The 17,704-nt window shown below is 73.5% G+C and carries 12 protein-coding genes; 7 read left to right on the top strand and 5 right to left on the bottom strand.

All coding sequences use genetic code 11. From position 1 onward, the window contains the following. Window positions 1-348: 348 nt before the first annotated feature. The 4 genes from AC0665_RS21345 to AC0665_RS21360 form a co-directional block, all read right to left on the bottom strand. On the bottom strand, window positions 349-1,371 hold the full coding sequence (locus tag AC0665_RS21345) for a hemolysin family protein (RefSeq protein ID WP_468402738.1): 1,023 nt from the start codon (window positions 1,369-1,371) through the stop codon (window positions 349-351). After that, window positions 1,368-2,720: a hemolysin family protein gene (locus AC0665_RS21350; protein WP_478705579.1), complete on the bottom strand. Its 1,353-nt coding sequence runs from the start codon at window positions 2,718-2,720 to the stop codon at window positions 1,368-1,370. Before AC0665_RS21350 ends, AC0665_RS21345 begins: the two co-directional genes overlap by 4 nt. 385 nt (window positions 2,721-3,105) lie before the next feature. Then, window positions 3,106-4,827: a hypothetical protein gene (locus AC0665_RS21355; RefSeq protein ID WP_478705710.1), complete on the bottom strand. Its 1,722-nt coding sequence runs from the start codon at window positions 4,825-4,827 to the stop codon at window positions 3,106-3,108. A gap of 123 nt (window positions 4,828-4,950) precedes the next feature. Continuing rightward, window positions 4,951-8,976 carry a molybdopterin-dependent oxidoreductase gene (locus AC0665_RS21360; protein ID WP_478705580.1) on the bottom strand — a complete coding sequence of 1,342 codons (4,026 nt, stop codon included), beginning with the start codon at window positions 8,974-8,976 and terminating at the stop codon, window positions 4,951-4,953. Between the two features lie 193 nt (window positions 8,977-9,169). Here AC0665_RS21360 and AC0665_RS21365 point away from each other — a divergent pair, with 193 nt between their 5' ends. The 4 genes from AC0665_RS21365 (at window position 9,170) to AC0665_RS21380 (ending at window position 11,838) form a co-directional block, all read left to right on the top strand. Continuing rightward, window positions 9,170-9,565, top strand: a complete 396-nt coding sequence (locus AC0665_RS21365) for a cell division protein SepF (RefSeq protein WP_478705581.1) — start codon at window positions 9,170-9,172, stop codon at window positions 9,563-9,565. A 118-nt stretch (window positions 9,566-9,683) separates the two neighbouring features. Then, window positions 9,684-10,817: an AAA family ATPase gene (locus tag AC0665_RS21370; protein WP_478705582.1), complete on the top strand. Its 1,134-nt coding sequence runs from the start codon at window positions 9,684-9,686 to the stop codon at window positions 10,815-10,817. Then, window positions 10,810-11,169 carry a nucleotide pyrophosphohydrolase gene (locus AC0665_RS21375; protein ID WP_468631529.1) on the top strand — a complete coding sequence of 120 codons (360 nt, stop codon included), beginning with the start codon at window positions 10,810-10,812 and terminating at the stop codon, window positions 11,167-11,169. Before AC0665_RS21370 ends, AC0665_RS21375 begins: the two co-directional genes overlap by 8 nt. A gap of 198 nt (window positions 11,170-11,367) precedes the next feature. Then, a complete protein-coding gene (locus tag AC0665_RS21380; RefSeq protein WP_363122399.1) occupies window positions 11,368-11,838 on the top strand; it encodes a DUF6099 family protein in 471 nt (156 codons plus the stop codon). A 61-nt stretch (window positions 11,839-11,899) separates the two neighbouring features. On the opposite strand, the gene AC0665_RS21385 is transcribed toward AC0665_RS21380, so the two are convergent. Next, the gene (locus AC0665_RS21385) at window positions 11,900-12,073 is read right to left on the bottom strand and encodes a hypothetical protein (protein ID WP_350709086.1); all 174 of its coding nucleotides are present in this window, start codon (window positions 12,071-12,073) and stop codon (window positions 11,900-11,902) included. Between the two features lie 372 nt (window positions 12,074-12,445). Here AC0665_RS21385 and AC0665_RS21390 point away from each other — a divergent pair, with 372 nt between their 5' ends. The 3 genes from AC0665_RS21390 (at window position 12,446) to AC0665_RS21400 (ending at window position 17,555) form a co-directional block, all read left to right on the top strand. Further along, window positions 12,446-13,366 (top strand): LLM class F420-dependent oxidoreductase, encoded by a 921-nt coding sequence (locus AC0665_RS21390; RefSeq protein ID WP_468402750.1) that lies wholly within the window; start codon window positions 12,446-12,448, stop codon window positions 13,364-13,366. A 152-nt stretch (window positions 13,367-13,518) separates the two neighbouring features. Continuing rightward, a complete protein-coding gene (locus tag AC0665_RS21395; RefSeq protein ID WP_478705583.1) occupies window positions 13,519-14,982 on the top strand; it encodes a 3' terminal RNA ribose 2'-O-methyltransferase Hen1 in 1,464 nt (487 codons plus the stop codon). Further along, window positions 14,979-17,555 carry a polynucleotide kinase-phosphatase gene (locus AC0665_RS21400; protein ID WP_478705584.1) on the top strand — a complete coding sequence of 859 codons (2,577 nt, stop codon included), beginning with the start codon at window positions 14,979-14,981 and terminating at the stop codon, window positions 17,553-17,555. The genes AC0665_RS21395 and AC0665_RS21400 overlap by 4 nt, the downstream gene beginning before the upstream one ends. Window positions 17,556-17,704: the final 149 nt, after the last annotated feature.

Below are 17,704 nucleotides of genomic sequence, written 5' to 3' on the forward strand. Positions count from 1 at the left end.
TGAGCGTGGGGGAAGCCGGAGTTCGGGACCGTGGTCCCGCCCCGGCCGCTTCCGCCGTGGGCAGGATGAAAGCACTCCCCGCAGATGAGAGCCAACCGCCCGGCGTCGCCGTACGGCTCCGTTCCGCGATCGTCTTCACCGCTGTGACCGCCCGGTCACGGGATGCGCCCACTCCTTCACACAGCCCGTCGCCCGGTCCGGCGCGGGAGGGTTGCGCCCCGGTTCCCGAAGCGGGCACTTCACCGCCAAGCTCCCATGCCCTCGCGCGGGCTTCGCGGCGGGCCCGGCACTTCACCGCCCCTCGGCGCGCGGTGTGCAGAAATGCTGGATGTTCGGGCCCCGGGCCCGTCAGGCCGCCGCGGCCGGCTGCATCAGACGGGCCAGCAGGTCGTCGAGGGTGACCAGGCCGGTGAGCCGGCCCGAGCCGTCGCGCACCACGGCCAGGGACGAGCGGCGGCGGCGCAGCACCTCGATCGCCTCGGCGACCGTGGCGCTCTCCGTGAGCTCGGGCACCGGCCGGGCGAGATCCCGCGCGGTCCCGGCCCGGCCCCGGGCCCGGGCCACCAGGGCGTCGCGCGCGTGCACCGAGCCGAGGACGGCGCCGTGCTCCCGGACCAGCAGCCGGGTGCGGTCGTGCTCGGCGGCGAACCGCAGCAGCGCGTCGACGTCCGCGCCGCCCTCCACCCAGGTGATCTCGGCGGCCGGGATGCGCAACGCGGCGACCGGCGTGTCCGGCTCGGTCAGCGAGCGGGTCAGCAGCTCCGAGTCGGTCGCGCTGATCAGGCCCAGCCGCTCCGACTCCTCCACCAGGTGCGTCAGCTGCTCCCGGTTGTGCACCGAGGCCAGCTCGTCGCGCGGGGCGACCCGGCACAACCGCACCAGGGCGTTGCTCACCCGGTTGAGCAGCCGGATCAGCGGCCGCACGGCCCGCACCACGGCCCGGAAGGGCGGCGACAGCAGCATCGCCGACCGCTCGGGGTGGGCGATCGCCCAGGACTTGGGCGCCATCTCGCCCACCACCATGTGCAGGAACACCACCACGACCATGGCGACGGCGAACGCCACGCCGTAGCTGACCGCACCGGGCAGGCCCAGCGCGTGCAGCAGCGGATCCAGCTCGTGGGAGATCGCCGGCTTGGACACCGAGCCCAGGCCCAGGGTGCACACGGTGATGCCGAGCTGGGCACCGGCGAGCATCAGCGACAGCTCGCGCATCCCGGCCAGGGCCGCCCCGGCACCCCGCCGCCCCTCGGCCGCCGCCTTCTCCATGCGGTGCCGCTTGGCGGCGACCAGCGCGAACTCGGCCGCCACGAAGAATCCGCTGCCGATCAGCAGCAGCACGGTCACGAAGACCGCCATCGGGAAACTCACGCCATCTCCTCGGCTTCCGCGGCTTCCTCGGCCGTCACGAGCGGGCTGATCCGGACCCGGTCGGCCACATGCCGGTCCAGGGTGCGGACGTCGATCAGGACCCGCCCGCCCCCGGGCAGCTCGACCGTGACCCGGTCGCCGACCGTCGGGAAGCGGCCGAGCCGGTCCACGACCAGTCCGGCCACCGTGTCGTAGTCGTCGCCCTCCGGCAGTCCGACACCGGTCGCCTCGGCCACCTCGTCCACCCGGCGGCCGGCGTCCACCAGCCAGCCGTCGCCGTCGGGGGCGGCGAGCACGGTGACCTTGTCGGACTCGTCGGCGATGTCACCGACCAGCTCCTCGGCGATGTCCTCGTAGGTGACGATGCCGGCCACGCCGCCGTGTTCGTCGAGGACGACCGCGAACTCGTCGTCCTGCTCCCGCATCCGTGCCACCGCGTCGGGCAGCGCGAGCGTGTCCGGCAGCAGCAGCGGCCGCCGGGCCACCTCACCGGCCCGCGCGCCCGCCAGACGGCTCGCGGGCAGCGCCATCAGCTCGCGCACGCCCAGCACGCCCACGATGTCGTCCGGGTGGTCGCCGAGCACCGGGTAGTTGGAGTGGCCGTGCCGGGCGATCAGACCGACCGCCTCCTCGGCGCCGGCGTCCTTGCGGACGAACACGGCGTCGGCGCGCGGCACCATCACCTCGTCGAGGGCGCGCTCGGAGAACTCCAGCGCGTGGTCCAGCAGCGCGGCGGTGTCCTCGGGCAGCTCGCCCCGCTCGTGGGACTCTCCGATGAGGTGCCCCAGCTCCTCCAGCGTGGCGCCGTGGTGCAGCTCCTCGACGGGCTCGATGCCGGCCTTGCGCAGCAACCGGTCGGCAGCGCTGTCGAAGATCCGTACGACAGGGCCGACGATCTTCAGGTAGGCCAGCGTCGAGGGGGCCAGCGCCTTCGCCAGCCGCTCGGGCACGGCGATGGCGAGGTTCTTCGGCGCGAGCTCGCCCAGCACCATCTGCACGACCGTGGCCAGCACGAAGGCGAGCACGACGGCGACGGTGCCGACGGCCGCCTCGGGCAGGCCGATCCCCGACAGGGCGGGCCTGAGCAGAGCGGACACCGAGGGCTCGGCGATGAAGCCGACGACCAGTCCGGTGACGGTGATGCCGAGCTGCGCGCCGGACAGCATGAACGACAGCCGCTCCAGCACCGTGAGGGCGCGGGCGGCTCGGCGGTCCCCGGCCTCGGCCTCGCGCGCGAGAGTGAGCCGGTCGGCGGAGACGTAGGCGAACTCCTGGGCGACGAAGTAGCCGGTGCCGGCGGTCAGCACGAACACGGCCAGCAGGCCCAGCAGGGCTTCGGCGGCACTCATCGAACACCACCCCGCCGTGTGCCGCGATCACGCATGTCGTGGCGGGATGGTCGGGGACTGTGCCCCGGAGGGTCCGTCGGACTGGCGGACAAGAACGCGCTCCTTAGAGGTGTGGTGTGTCTCCGGTACAACGCTCGCCGCCGCGCCGGTGTTCCCGGATTCTACGGCCGTGTAGATGAAGCCGCCCGGAGCGCGGGGCGCGGCGGTCACCGGTACCGGCCCGCTCCACCACCGAAGCGGGCAGCGCCGGCGCGTCCGGCATGATCACGCCGGGTACAGGCGTACGGGCGTGTTCGGCGGACCGCCGGTAAGACTCGCCCGTGGCCGGGCCACGGTCACCGCGACTCTCAACCCCCCCGTGCCGCCCCGCCGCCCGCCCCCGCCGTCACCTCGTCGCTCTCACGGACCCCCGCACGACGGACTCCTGCACATCCGTGCTCGACAGAGTCTGCGGCGACGCGGTGAACGCGCGCAGCCGGATCCGGGCGCCCGGCCGGGGGAGGAGGAAGCGCCCTCCGGGCGCCCGGAGTTCGTAACGGGCCGTGCCGTGAGCGGGCACGGTCCGCGGGCCCCGGACCACGCGCCAGTACGGGTCCATGCCCTGGCCCGTCGTCAGGGTGAAGTGCGGGGCGAGGGCCGTGTCGCCGGTGTTGGCCACCTGGAGGGTGAGCCTGGACACGGCCCCCGGGGAGGGGTGCCGGGCCTGCGTGACCCGCATGCGCAGGGGCGGTGTGCCCGTCGCCGCCACCGCCGCACAGGCCAGCGCCGGCGCGAGCAGCAGGGCCGTCGCCGCGATCCGGGCCGGGCGGCGGTGCGGCCCGGACAGCGGGCGGATACGGGGCTGCCAGGCCCGGGCGAAGGCCGACGCCGGAGCGGTCACCGCGGCCGCCAGCCACAGCGGCGTCATCAGCAGGTAGTAGCCGTCCTGCGACCGGGTCGCCAGATAGAAGGCGCACCAGGGCAGCACGGTCGCGGCCGGGCCGAGCCGCCGCACGAACAGCACCAGCAGCACGAGGAGACCGGCGAGGAGCAGCAGGCTCGCGCGGGAGTACCAGACGATCCGGTCGCTGCCGTCGGTCAGGTACAGCGAGATGCCGACCACGCCCTGGCCGTGCAGCACCGCCCCCTGCGTCAGCGGCAGGGCGACCCCCTGCAGCCAGCGTCCCGGCTCGCTCACGACGAAGTACGCGTTGATCAGCAGCCACACCCCGGCCGCTGTCCCGGCGTACCCGAGCACGACCGGCGCCGCCCGCCCGCCCGGCTCACAGCGCCGCACCGCGTAGATCCCCACCAGCAGGAACGGCGCCAGGAACCACGGGAGCTGCTGCGCCGCGCACGCCGCACCCAGACACGCGGCCCGTGCCAGACCTCCCGCACCGAGCCGCCCGCCCGCACCGGTGCGGGTCCAGCGCACCACCACCGGCACCAGCAGCGCCAGGGCCACGATCGCCGGGTAGCCGAGCCGTCCGTACGACGGCAGCATGCCGAAGCCCAGACACACCAGCGTCGCCGCCGGCCGCCACGGCGCCGGCAGCATCCGCCACAGCGCGACCGTCCCGGCGATCAGCGCGCCCGTGCTCACCGCCGTCGCGGGGGCGCCGCCGTGCCCCAGCCACAGGAAGGGCACGGTCAGCAGCGGCGCCAGCGGCGGATAACCGTAGGTGAGGTCGTAGCCGCCGGTCACCGTCGGGGTGAGGGCCACGCCGTGGCCGAAGAGCCAGGGCCACGGCTGCCCGTACACCGGGTGCCCCGCGGCCAGCTCGCGTGCCGCCTGGGTGGTGAGAAGGGCCTCGTCGGAGCCGTTGTGGAGCATGATCCAGGCGCACAGGGTGAGCGTCACGCCCGTCACCAGCACGCACAGGTCCACCCGGGCCAGCGACCGGGCCCGGCGGACGACCAGGGCCAGCACCCCGCACACCAGGATCGAGGCGTAGCACAGCGAGATCACCGCGGCCACCGGCGGACGGTGGCCGGCCGCCGACGTCCACACCGCACGCGTGCCGATCATCAGACCGATGTCGGCGAGCAGGGTCAGGACGCGGTGCCACTGGGCCGGGGAAGCCGGCGGCGCGGATCCCGCCGACTGCGTGCGCGGGCCGGGCACCACCAGCGTGGTTTCTGCCGAGTACACGCCGCAGGACGCTAATCGCCTCCGGTGAGCGGGGCCCGGACGGAGGTGAAGATTCCGGTGTGGACCCGGTAAGCGGCCCGTCGGCTGCCCGGCGGCGGGTCAGTACACGTCCCGCACGTACCGCTTCTCCGCCGCCAGCTGCTTCACGAACACCGCCGCCTCCGTCTCGCCCAGCCCGCCGTGCGTCATCGCGATCTCCCGCAGCGCACGGTCCACGTCCTTCGCCATCCGGGAGGCGTCGCCGCAGACGTAGAAGCGGGCCCCGTCGCGCAGCCAGTGCCACAGCTCCGGCCCGTGCTCGCGCATCCGGTCCTGCACGTACACCTTGTTGCGCTGGTCCCGGGAGAACGCGGTGTCCAGCCGGGTGAGGGTGCCCTCGGCGAGCAGCGCCGTCAGTTCGTCCTCGTAGTAGAAGTCCGTCGCCCGGTGCTGCTCGCCGAAGAACAGCCAGTTGGGGGCCCGGTGGCCGAGCGCCCGCCGCTCCTGGAGGAAGCCGACGAAGGGCGCCACGCCGGTGCCGGGGCCGACCATGATCATCGGTGTGGAGGCGTCGGCCGGGGGACGGAAATGCGGCGAGCGCTGCACGAACACCGGCACCTGCGTGTCCGGTTCGGCGTCCGCGAGGAACGGCGAGCAGACCCCGCCGCGCGCCCGGCCGTGCCGGTTCTCGTACCGCACCACGGACACCGTCAACGACACCCGGTGGGGGTCGGCCAGCGGGCTGGACGATATGGAGTACAGCCGCGGCTGGAGCCTGCGCAGCACCCCGGCCCACTCCTCGGCGCTCGCCCGCACCGCGTACTCGGCGAGCACGTCCACGGCCTGCCGCCCCCAGCTCCACTGCGCCAGCCCGTCCTTGTTGTCGGGCCGCAGCAGCCTGCGCAACTCATGCCGGTCCCGGGCGCGTTCGGCCACGAAGCGCAGCAGGTCGGGGGTGATCCGGGTGATGTCGAGATGCCGGTGCAGCGCCTCCCCGAACGGCACCTCCCCGACCCCGTCGACCGGTACGGCCGCCCCGGCGTCCACGCCGGTCACCGCGAGCCACTCCTCCACGAGCGCGGGCGCGTTGACCGGCCGCACCCCGAGCGCGTCACCGGCCTCGTAGGACAGGTCCGTCCCGCTCGTGTCGAAGGTGAACCGCCGGACCTCCTTGCCCGCTCCGGCCCCGCTGAGCAGCCGGTTGCCGACGAGCCGGGCCGTGGTGAGGGGTTTCGGCCTGGCCCTGGGTTCGGCCGCGGGTGCGGCAGCCGTGCCGCCGAGCGCCGAGAGGACCTGGTCGAGCCACTGCCCGGCGGACGGCTCGAAGTCCGGCTCGCAGTCCGTGCGCGGGGCCAGCCGCACCCCGCCCAGCTCGTCGAGGCGCGCGTCCAGCCGCCGCCCGTGCCCGCAGAAGTCGTCGTACGAGGAGTCGCCGAGGGCCAGCACCGCGTACCGCACCCCGTCCAGCCGCGGGGCCCGCTCGCCGCTGAGCGCGTCCCAGAAGCCCGAGCCGTTGTCGGGCGCGTCGCCGTCGCCGAAGGTGCTCGTGATGAACAGCAGGTCCGCCGTGCGGGCGAGCGTCGTGACGTCGGCGTCGTCCATGCCGAGCAGCGTCGTACGGTGCCCGGTCGAGGTCAGCCGCTCGGCGGCGGCGGTGGCGAACTCCTCCGCGTTCCCGGTCTGCGAGGCCCACAGCACGACGACCTCACGTCCGGGCCTCTCCTGCGGCGCCGCCGTCCCCGTCCGCGAGTACATGCCGGCCAGGACGCCGTTCACCCACAGCGCGTGCTCCGGGGAGAAGGGCGCGTCCGGCGGCAGCACCGGCACCCCGGGGGCGCCCGCGCCGAGCCCGGCGAGGAAGCCGGTGAGGTACCGGCGCTCCTGGGCGGAGAGCACCGGGGGAGGGGAGGGTTCGAGGCCGAAGGGGTCCGCGGTGCCCGGCGCCACCGCCGTGGGCGTCAGGACCGGGGCCTGCGGCGCGGGCGCCGCGGACGCCACTTTCGCCAGCGACACCGCGCACACCTTGAACTCCGGCTGGAACGACAGCGGATCCACCGCGTCGTTCGTCACCGCGTTGACGCTCAGGTACTCGCCGAACAGGTCGTTCCAGTGGAACGGCGCGAAACAGCACCCGGGCCGCACCCGGTCCGTGACCACCGCGGGCAGCACCGCCCGCCCGCGCCGCGAGGCCACCTCGACGAGGTCACCCTCGGCGACGCCGAGCGCCGAGGCGTCCCCGGGATGCAGCTCCACGAACGGCCCGGGATTCAGCTTGGTGAGCTTGGCGACCTTCCCGGTCTTGGTGAGCGTGTGCCACTGGTGCTGCACCCGCCCGGTGTTGAGCACGAACGGGTAGTCGTCGTCGGGCAGTTCGGCGGCGGGCAGATGCGGCCGCGCGAAGAACACCGCCCGCCCCGACGCCGTCGGGAAGCGCAGCCCCTCCTCACCGACGTACCGGATCGGATTGCGCGCCGGTCCGTCCTCCCGCGCCGCGGGCCACTGCACGGGCGTCTCGCGCAGCCGCTCGTAGGTGACCCCGCTCAGATCCCACCCGGTCCGGGGGTTCCGGAACCGCCGGATCTCCTCGAAGACCTGCTCGGCACTGTCGTACGAGAACCCCTTCTCGTACCCCATGGCGCACGCCACCTCCGCGATGATCCGCCAGTCGGCCATCGCCTCCCCGGGCGGGTCCACGGCGGCCCGGGTCAGGGTGAGGTTGCGCTCGCTGTTGACGAAGACACCCTCCGCCTCGGTCCACATCGCGCCGGGCAGGACGACATCGGCGTACGCGTTGGTCTCGGTGTCGGCGAACACGTCCTGCGTGACGACGAACTCGGCGGCCTCCAGGCCCTCGATCACCGTACGGCGGTTGGCGACCGAGGCGACCGGGTTGGTGCAGATGATCCAGCAGGCCTTGATCTCCCCGTCGGCCATCCGCCGGAACATGTCGACGGTGCCCTGTCCGGCCCCGTCGGACCGCAGCGTCCCCGGCGGCAGCTCCCACACCTCCTCGGTGAACGCCCGCTCCTCGTCGACGAGCACCGAGCGCTGCCCCGGCAGCCCCGGTCCCATGTACCCCATCTCGCGCCCGCCCATGGCGTTGGGCTGCCCGGTCAGGGAGAACGGCCCGGCCCCGGGGCGGCAGATCGCTCCCGTGGCCAGATGCAGGTTGACCAGGGCGTTGGTGTTCCAGGTGCCGTGGGTGGACTGGTTCAGGCCCATGGTCCAGCAGCTCATCCACCGCCCGCCCGCCGCGCCGATGATCCGGGCCGCCTCGCGCAGGTCGTCCTCGGCGACGCCGGTGATCCGGGCGACGGTGGCCGGGTCGTAGTCGGCGAGGAACGCGGGCAGGGACTCCCAGCCCTCGGTGTGCGCGGCGACGAACTCCTCGTCCACATGGCCGCCGTCGTACAGCAGGCGCAGCAGGCCGTTCAGCAACGCGAGATCGGTCCCCGGCCGGACCTGGAGGAACACATCGGCTTTCGCGGCGGTCGCGGTCCGCCGCGGATCGACGACGATCAGCTTGGCGCCGGCCTTCACCCGTTCCGTCATGCGCAGGTAGAGGATCGGATGGCAGTCGGCCATGTTCGACCCGATCACGAGGAAGGCGTCCGCCCGGTCGAAGTCCTCGTACGACCCGGGCGGCCCGTCCGCGCCCAGCGACAGCTTGTAGCCGGTGCCCGCGCTCGCCATGCACAGCCGCGAGTTGGACTCGATCAGGTTCGTCCCCACGAACCCCTTGGCCAGCTTGTTCGCCAGGTACTGCGCCTCGAGACTCATCTGCCCGGAGACATAGAAGGCGACCGCGTCCGGCCCGTGCTCGTCGACGATCGAGCGCAGCCGCGCCGCCGTCCCGGCGATCGCGTCGGCCACCGGCACCGGGACCGGCTCCTCGCCCCGGTCGTCGCGCACCAGCGCGCCGGTCAGCCGGCCGGGCGCGGCCAGCATGTCCGCCGTCGTCGCGCCCTTGGTGCACAGCCGCCCCGCGTTCGCCGGATGCGCCTTGTCGCCGGAGGCCTTCAGCACCGTCCGCCGCCCGTCCGGGCCCGCCCCCACGTCGAGCACGAGACCGCAGCCGACACCGCAGTACGAGCAGACGGTGCGCACCTGCCGCGTGTCCGGCCGGCTCCCGGGGGTCGTGGTCATGCCCCGACGGTACGAATCGCCCGTTACGCCTGCGTCACACGGCTTGATCACCAGGGGTTACGCCCGTCACACAGCCGCCTTCCGGCCGTTGTGAGGTGCATCGAGGTGGCGGAGCGTGTCGCTGTTGGGCCGAACGGGTGACTCTGCGCAAGAATTGCCCGATGCAGACAGCGAGCGCGACCCAGGACGGAGCATGCCGGTGAGCAGCCACGATGTCACCGACGAACAGTGGGAGGGGCTCGCCCAGGTCGTACCGCTGCGAGGCCGGGACACCTGGCCGTCCTCCGTCGGCCACCGGTCCATACCCGAGGCCGAGACGCAGACCCGCCGCCGTTTCGTCGTCCTGCGCGTCAACGTCTTCGCCGACGCGCGGGACGTCGCCGAGCGGTTGATGGCGGGCGTCCCGGTCCTCCTCGACCTCACCGGCGCGGAGACGGAGGTCGCCAAGCGGGTCCTCGACTTCAGCACCGGCGTCGTCTTCGGCCTGGCGAGCGGTATGCACCGGGTGGATCGCAACGTCTTCCTGCTGACGCCGGCGGGGACCGAGGTGACCGGGCTGATGGAGGGGGCGGGGCTTCCCGGGATGTGACCGCCGGATGACCGCAAGAGTGATCGCGCAGATGATCCCTGGGCGGGCCGTAGCCCGATCGTAGGAAGCCTCGGAGACGGAACGGTTCGTCCTGCCGGTGGAGCCCTACCGTCCGGGCATGACCCAGCCCGCCCTCCCCGGCCGCCCCCGCATCACCGAACTGCGTCTGGCCGCCTTCACCACCCACCGTCGCGCCGCGTTCCCGCTCGGGCCCCTCACCCTGCTGGCCGGTCCCAGCGGCTGCGGCAAGACCAGCGCGCTGCGGGCGTACGAGGCCCTGGCCCGGCTCGGGGGCGGCGCCGTGCTCGGCGCGGTGTTCCCCGACCCCGTCGCCTGCGTACCGGAACGGGCCCGGCCCGACGCCCAGCGCCGCCGGGGCTTTCGCATCGGCTGCACGGCCGACGGCCCCGCCGGACCGGTCCGGCTCGACGTGGCCGTGCAGGCCGAGCCCGAACTGCGCGTCGTGGGCGAGCGGTTGTCGGCGGACGGGCAGGTCCTGCTGGAGACCGCCCTGCGCGACCCGGGCAAGCGCGCCGTGCAGGCCGCCTGGCACACGGCCGGACCGGCACCGGTGACCCGCGGGCCGCTCCCGGACGACCGGCTCGGCACGCCCCTGCTGCCGCTGCGCGTCGCGGGCGGGACACCCGGGCAGCGCAGGGTGCTGGCCGCCGCCGAGCAGATGGTCGTCGCCCTGCGCTCGGCGTTCGCCTGCGACCCCGAACCCGCCCGCATGCGCGGCCCGGTGGCGTCCGGATCCGGCCGGCTGCTGGGCGGCTGCGGCAACCTCGCCGACGTGCTGTGGCGCACCCGCGCCGAGTGCGGACGGCGGCACGCGCAGTTCGTGGCGGCGGTGCGGGCGGGGTGCGCGGGACCGGTGGCGGACGTGCTGGCCCGGCTCGACGGGACCGGGTCCGTCACCGCCGCCGTCGACCGGGGCAACGGCTTCCGCACGGATCTGGGGCGGCTCGGCCGTGGCGAACTGCGCTACCTCGCGCTCGCGTTGGTGCTCTTCACCGGACCGGGAGTGCTGGAGGTCGACCCGGCCGGCGAGGTGCCCGCCGCGCTCCAGACGCTCACCGTGCTCGCCGACGGTTTCGACCGGGATCTGGACCCACGCCAGCGACGGGAACTGCTGGACGTGGCGGCCCGGATGTGCGCACGGGGGCACATCCGGCTGGTCGGAGCGGTCAGCGACCCCTCCTGGGCCGCCGGGACGGACGGGGTCACGGTGGTACACCTGGACCGTGACTGATCCACTCGACGCACCGCAGCCCGGCCCCCGCGACGAACCCCTGGACGTGGCGGCATTGCAACGCCGGCTGGCCGAGTTCGCCGCCGCGCGGAACTGGCAGCCGTACCACACCCCCAAGAACCTGGCCGCCGCCCTCAGTGTGGAGGCGTCCGAACTGGTCGAGATCTTCCAGTGGTTGACGCCCGAGGAGTCGGCCCGGGTCATGGCCGACCCGGACACCGCGCACCGCGTCAACGACGAGGTCGCCGACGTGCTCGCGTATCTGCTCCAGCTGTGCGAGGTGCTCGGCGTCGATCCGCTGGCCGCCCTGGCCGCGAAGATCGACCGGAACGAACGGAGGTTCCCGCTCTAGCCCCTCGGCCCCGCCGCATGGAGCCACACACTCCACTTGTACGCTGAGTAACCGAAATGCCGTCCGAATCCGAATTGTTGTCCGCAGATTTCCGTCTTCCTCTGGCTTTTCGTCTCACGCCCTCTCACTCTGGGTAGTGAACTAGGGAGTGCGGGCAGACGGACGCGCGCGGCGCGTCGGACAAGACGGGGGCAGCGCATGGACGCGGTGCGGCTCATCGTGACGAGCAGGCGGTCCCTGGCGGCGGGCGGCGACGCGCGGGAGACCCTGGCCGAGGTGTGGCAGGCGCAGGCCCTCGCGCAGGCGATAGGAAGCCGCCTCGCGGTCGCCGGACCGCCCGAACTGCGGGGCGAGGCACTGGGGTTGACGGAGCTGGCGGGCCGGGGCTGCGGTGTCCTCGACCCGCCGGAACTGGCCCCCGGCGAGCTGCGGGCGGGCCAGCTCACCGAACTGGGCGAGGCCCGTCACACCCTGATGTACCTCGGCGGCCTCCTCGGCGAGGTCGGCATCGCGCTGGTCGCCCTGGCCAGCGCCGCCGCCGACGAGGGCACGTACTGGCAGTGCATGGAGGCCATCGACGCGGCGGACGAGTCCCGCGACCGCGTCCTGGAAATGCTCCGCAAACTCGCCGACCGGGAACAGACCCTGCCGGAGCGCGAAGCGGGGTAGGGAGGCGTCCTGGGGGCGTACCGGGCGGGGCGCGGCGCGGGCAGGGTCCGGCGCGGCCCTTCTATCCCGCCTGCCCCTCCTCTACGACCCCGCGCTCGGCGTCCCCCGCCGCCTGGAGATCGGCGTCCAGCGCCGACAGGTCCGCGTTCAACGCCGCCATCAGCTCCTCCATCTGCTGCAACAGCCCTTTCGGCTGCCCGGTCCCGCCCTGCTGCGGCACGGTCTCTTCGGACATGACGGCCTCCTCGGCCCCCGGCCCCCGGGGAGGCCGACGCGGGTGACGCTCCGGCGGTCCACCCCCCGGTGCGGAAGCCGGGGGCTCCGGCTCCGCCCGAGCCAACGATCACCGCCGGGGCCGGTCACTGGCCCGGTCAGCCGCCTCCGGCGGTATGGACGTAATTTCACCCGACCGGGGAGCGCCCGGTCGGCGGGAGACGGCCGCCCGATCGCGCACCCCAGGGTGACCGGCCCGCGGGAAGTGGCCTCCTGATCGCGCGCCCCGGGGCGGCCGGTCCGGAGGCGGCGGCCTGCTGATCCCGTACCCCGGGGCGGCCGGTCCGGGGGAGGCGACCTCCTGATCGCGCACCCCGGCGTGCAGGATGGACGTATGGATCTGCGCATCTTCACCGAGCCCCAGCAGGGGGCCACCTACGACACTCTGCTCACCGTCGCCAAGGCCACCGAGGACCTCGGCTTCGACGCCTTCTTCCGCTCCGACCACTACCTCCGCATGGGCAACGTGGACGGCCTGCCCGGCCCCACCGACGCCTGGATCACCCTGGCCGGACTCGCCCGCGAGACCAAGCGCATCCGGCTCGGCACCCTGATGACCGCGGGTACCTTCCGGCTGCCCGGCGTGCTCGCCATCCAGGTCGCCCAGGTCGACCAGATGTCCGGCGGCCGGGTCGAACTCGGCCTCGGCGCGGGCTGGTTCGAGGAGGAGCACAAGGCCTACGGCATCCCCTTCCCCAAGGAGAAGTTCGCCCGGCTCGAAGAGCAGCTGGAGATCGTCACCGGCCTGTGGGGCACGGCCCCCGGCAAGACCTTCGACTTCCACGGCGCCCACTACGACCTCACGGACTCTCCCGCGCTGCCCAAGCCGGCCCAGGAGAAGATCCCGGTGCTCGTCGGCGGCCACGGGCCCACCCGCACCCCGCGGCTGGCCGCCAAGTACGCCGACGAGTTCAACATGCCGTTCGCCTCCGTCGAGGACAGCGAGCGCCAGTTCGCCCGCGTGCGCGCCGCCGCCGAGGAAGCCGGCCGCGGCGACGAGCTGACCTACTCCAACGCCCTCGTCGTCTGCGTCGGCCGGGACGAGGCGGAGGTCGCCCGCCGGGCCGCCGCGATCGGCCGCGAGGTCGACGAGCTGAGGCTCAACGGCCTGGCCGGCTCCCCGGCCGAGGTCGTCGACAAGATCGGCCGCTACGCCGAGATCGGTGCGAGCCGTATCTACCTCCAGGTCCTCGACCTCGACGACCTCGACCACCTGGAGCTCATCTCCGCGCAGGTGCAGTCGCAGCTCTCCTAGCGGCCCCGGGCGCCCTCGATAAACGAAGGCGCTGGTGGGCACGGGTGTGCGAAGCTGTGGGCGTCGTCCTGCCGGGCCCCCGGGATCACCGTCCCGGGGGCCCGCGCACGCACGGCGGCGAAACCGTCCACCCAGCCGGAGAGGCCCTCCGCATGTTCCTGACGATCACGACCACCGGCACCCCGGAACGCCCCGCCACCGACCTCGGCTACCTGCTGCACAAGCATCCCGACAAGGCGCAGGCGTTCTCCACCTCCTACGGCACGGCCCACGTCCTCTACCCCGAGGCGGAAGCCCAGCGCTGCACGGCGGCGCTGCTGCTGGAGGTCGACGCGGTGGCACTGGTCAGGCGCGGCAAGGGCAAGGGCCGCGGCGGCGCCCCGGACGCGGCCCTGGCGCAGTACGTCAACGACCGCCCCTACGCGGCCTCCTCCCTGCTCGCCGTGGCGCTGAGCAGCGTCCTCTCCAGCGCCATGAAGGGCGTCTGCCACGCCAGGCCGGAGCTCCCGGGCCAGGCCAGGCCGCTGCGCGTCGAGGTGCCCGCCCTGCCCGCCCGGGGCGGCCCCGACCTGGTGCGGGCGCTCTTCGAGCCGCTCGGCTGGACCGCCGCCGTCGAACCCGTGCCGCTGGACACCGCGTTCCCCGAGTGGGGCGACTCGCGCTACGTGAGCCTCGTCCTGGAAGCGGACACGCTCACCCTCGCCGAGGCCCTGCGCCACCTCTACGTCCTGCTCCCTGTCCTCGACGACGCCAAGCACTACTGGGTCGCCCCCGACGAGGTCGACAAACTGCTGCGCGCCGGCGAGGGCTGGCTGCCCGGCCACCCCGAGCAGCGGCTGATCACCAGCCGCTACCTCTCGCGCCGCTGGTCGCTGACCCGGCAGGCCACCGAGCGTCTGGAACTGGTGCGGCTCGCCGAGGCCGACGACAGCGCGGTCGAGGAGATCGACAACGCCGTCGAGGCGGAGACCGAGACCGAGGAGAAGCCGACGCCGCTGGCCGTACAGCGCCGCGAGGCGATCGTCACGGCGCTCCGCACGTCCGGTGCCGCCCGGGTCCTCGATCTGGGCTGCGGGCAGGGCCAGTTGGTGCAGACCCTGCTCGAGGACCCGGCCTTCACCGAGATCGTCGGTGTGGACGTCTCGATGCGCGCGCTCACCATCGCCTCCCGGCGCCTCAAGCTGGACCGCATGGGCGAGCGGCAGGCCTCCCGTGTCCAGCTCTTCCAGGGCTCCCTGGCGTACACCGACGCCCGGCTCAAGGGCTACGACGCCGCCGTGCTCAGCGAGGTGATCGAGCACCTCGACCTGCCGCGGCTGCCCGCCCTGGAGTACGCGGTGTTCGGCTCCGCGCGCCCGCGCACGGTCCTCGTGACCACCCCGAACGTCGAGTACAACGTGCGCTGGGAGTCCCTCCCGGCCGGCCACGTCCGGCACGGCGACCACCGCTTCGAGTGGACCCGCGAGGAGTTCCGCGCCTGGGCGGAGGTGGTCGCAGAACGGCACGGCTACGGCGTCGAGTTCGTCGCCGTTGGCCCCGACGACCCGGAGGTGGGGCCGCCCACCCAGATGGCCGTGTTCACGATGACCAGCCCGAAGGAGGCGAAGGCGGCATGACCGACACACAGCGAGGGCGCGTGCTGCCCGTCACCGACCTGTCCCTGGTGGTGCTGATCGGCGCCACCGGCTCCGGCAAGTCCACCTTCGCCCGCAAGCACTTCAAGCCCACCGAGGTCGTCTCGTCCGACTTCTGCCGCGGCCTGGTCTCGGACGACGAGAACGACCAGAGCGCCACCAAGGACGCCTTCGACGTCCTGCACTACATCGCGGGCAAACGCCTGGCCGCCGGCCGCCGCACCGTCGTGGACGCGACCAGCGTGCAGTCCGACGCCCGCCGTCAGCTGATCGACCTGGCCAAGCGGTACGACGTGCTGCCGATAGCCATCGTGCTCGACGTGCCCGAGGAGGTGTGCGCCGAGCGCAACGCGGCCCGCACCGACCGCGCCGACATGCCCCGCCGGGTCATCGGCCGCCACACCCGCGAACTGCGCCGCTCCCTGAGGCACCTGGAGCGCGAGGGCTTCCGCAAGGTGCACGTCCTGCGCGGCGTCGACGAGATCGAGCACGCCACGGTCGTCACCGAGAAGCGCTTCAACGACCTGACCCACCTCACCGGCCCGTTCGACATCATCGGCGACATCCACGGCTGCTCCGCCGAACTGGAGGCGCTGCTGGCCAAGCTGGGCTACGTCGACGGCGTCCACCCCGAGGGCCGCACGGCCGTCTTCGTCGGCGACCTGGTCGACCGCGGCCCGGACAGCCCCGGCGTGCTGCGCCGCGTGATGGCCATGGTGAAGTCCGGCAACGCCCTGTGCGTGCCCGGCAACCACGAGAACAAGTACGGCCGCTACCTGCGCGGCCGCAACGTCCAGCACACCCACGGCCTCGCCGAGACCATCGAGCAGATGGCGGGCGAGAGCGAGGAGTTCGTCGCCGAGGTACGGCAGTTCCTCGACGGACTCGTCAGCCACTACGTCCTCGACGGCGGCCGGCTGGTCGTCTGCCACGCCGGTCTGCCCGAGAAGTACCACGGCCGCACCTCCGGCCGGGTCCGCAGCCACGCCCTGTACGGCGACACCACCGGGGAGACCGACGAGTTCGGCCTGCCGGTGCGCTACCCCTGGGCGGAGGACTACCGGGGCCGGGCCGCCGTCGTCTACGGCCACACCCCGGTGCCGGAGGCGACCTGGCTCAACAACACCATCTGCCTGGACACCGGTGCCGTCTTCGGCGGCAAGCTCACCGCGCTGCGCTGGCCGGAGCGCGAGCTGGCCGACGTACCGGCGGAGCGGGTCTGGTACGAGCCGGCGAAGCCGCTGCTCACCGAGGCGCCCGGCGGGCAGGACGGCCGGCCGCTGGACCTGGCGGACGTGCGGGGCCGCAGGGCCGTCGAGACCCGGCACCAGGGCCGCGTCACCATCCGCGAGGAGAACGCCGCGGCGGCCCTGGAGGTCATGAGCCGCTTCGCGGTCGACCCGCGGCTGCTGCCGTACCTGCCGCCGACCATGGCCCCGACGGCCACCTCGCACGTGGAGGGCTACCTGGAGCACCCCGAGGAGGCCTTCGCCCAGTACAAGGAGGACGGTGTCGCACGGGTCGTGTGCGAGGAGAAGCACATGGGCTCGCGGGCGGTGGCCCTGGTGTGCCGCGACGCGGACGCGGCGCGCAGGCGCTTCGGCGTTGGGGGCACCTCCCGTTCGAGCGCAGCCGAGAGTGGGGGAGGCCCGACCGGGTCGCTCTACACCCGCACCGGCCGCCCCTTCCTCGACGACGAGGCGCTCACCGAGGAGATCCTCGGCCGGGTACGCGCGGCGATCGACGAGGCGGGCCTGTGGGACGAGCTGGAGACGGACTGGCTGCTGCTGGACGCCGAGCTGATGCCCTGGTCGCTGAAGGCGTCCGGGCTGCTGCGGTCGCAGTACGCCGCCGTGGGCGCCGCGTCCGGCGCGGTGCTCCCGCGGGCGCTGGGCGCCCTGCGCGGCGCGGCGGAACGCGGCGTGGACGTGACCGGCCTGCTCTCCCGCACGGGTGAACGCGCCGCCGACGCCGCCGCGTTCACCGAGGCCTACCGCCGCTACTGCTGGACCACGGACGGCCTGGACGGTGTGCGCCTGGCACCGTTCCAGATCCTCGCGGTCCAGGGCCGCAGTCTCACCGCCCTGCCGCACGACGAGCAGCTCGCCCTGCTCGACCGGCTCGTCGAGCACGACGGCAGCGGCCTGCTGCAGACCACCCGGCGGCTCTACGTCGACACCGCCGACCCGGAGTCGGTGCGGGCCGGTGTCGACTGGTGGCTGGAGATGACCGGCCGCGGCGGCGAGGGCATGGTCGTCAAGCCGGTCGGCGCGGTGGTCCGGGACGGCCAGGGCCGCCTGGTGCAGCCCGGCATCAAGTGCCGCGGCCGCGAGTACCTGCGGATCATCTACGGCCCGGAGTACACGCGCCCGGAGAACCTCGCCCGGCTGCGCTCACGGTTCCTCAACCACAAGCGGTCCCTGGCCATCCGCGAATACGCCCTGGGCCTGGAGGCCCTGGACCGGCTGGCCGAGGGCGAACCGCTGTGGCGGGTGCACGAGGCGGTGTTCGGGGTGCTGGCACTGGAATCGGAGCCGGTCGACCCGAGACTCTGACCTCGGACACGAATGATTCCGGCCAGGCTTGTCCCGCCTGGGGCGCTCCTGGCCGGACCTCGCCCTTCCGTTCCCATTCGTCCCTGGTTAACCGCTGGTTGCCGTGCTAACTTCGCTGGTCGGTCAGGCGGGTGTACCGGCTCAGGGGG

The sequence above is a fragment of the Streptomyces sp. NPDC043685 genome (assembly GCF_056436585.1).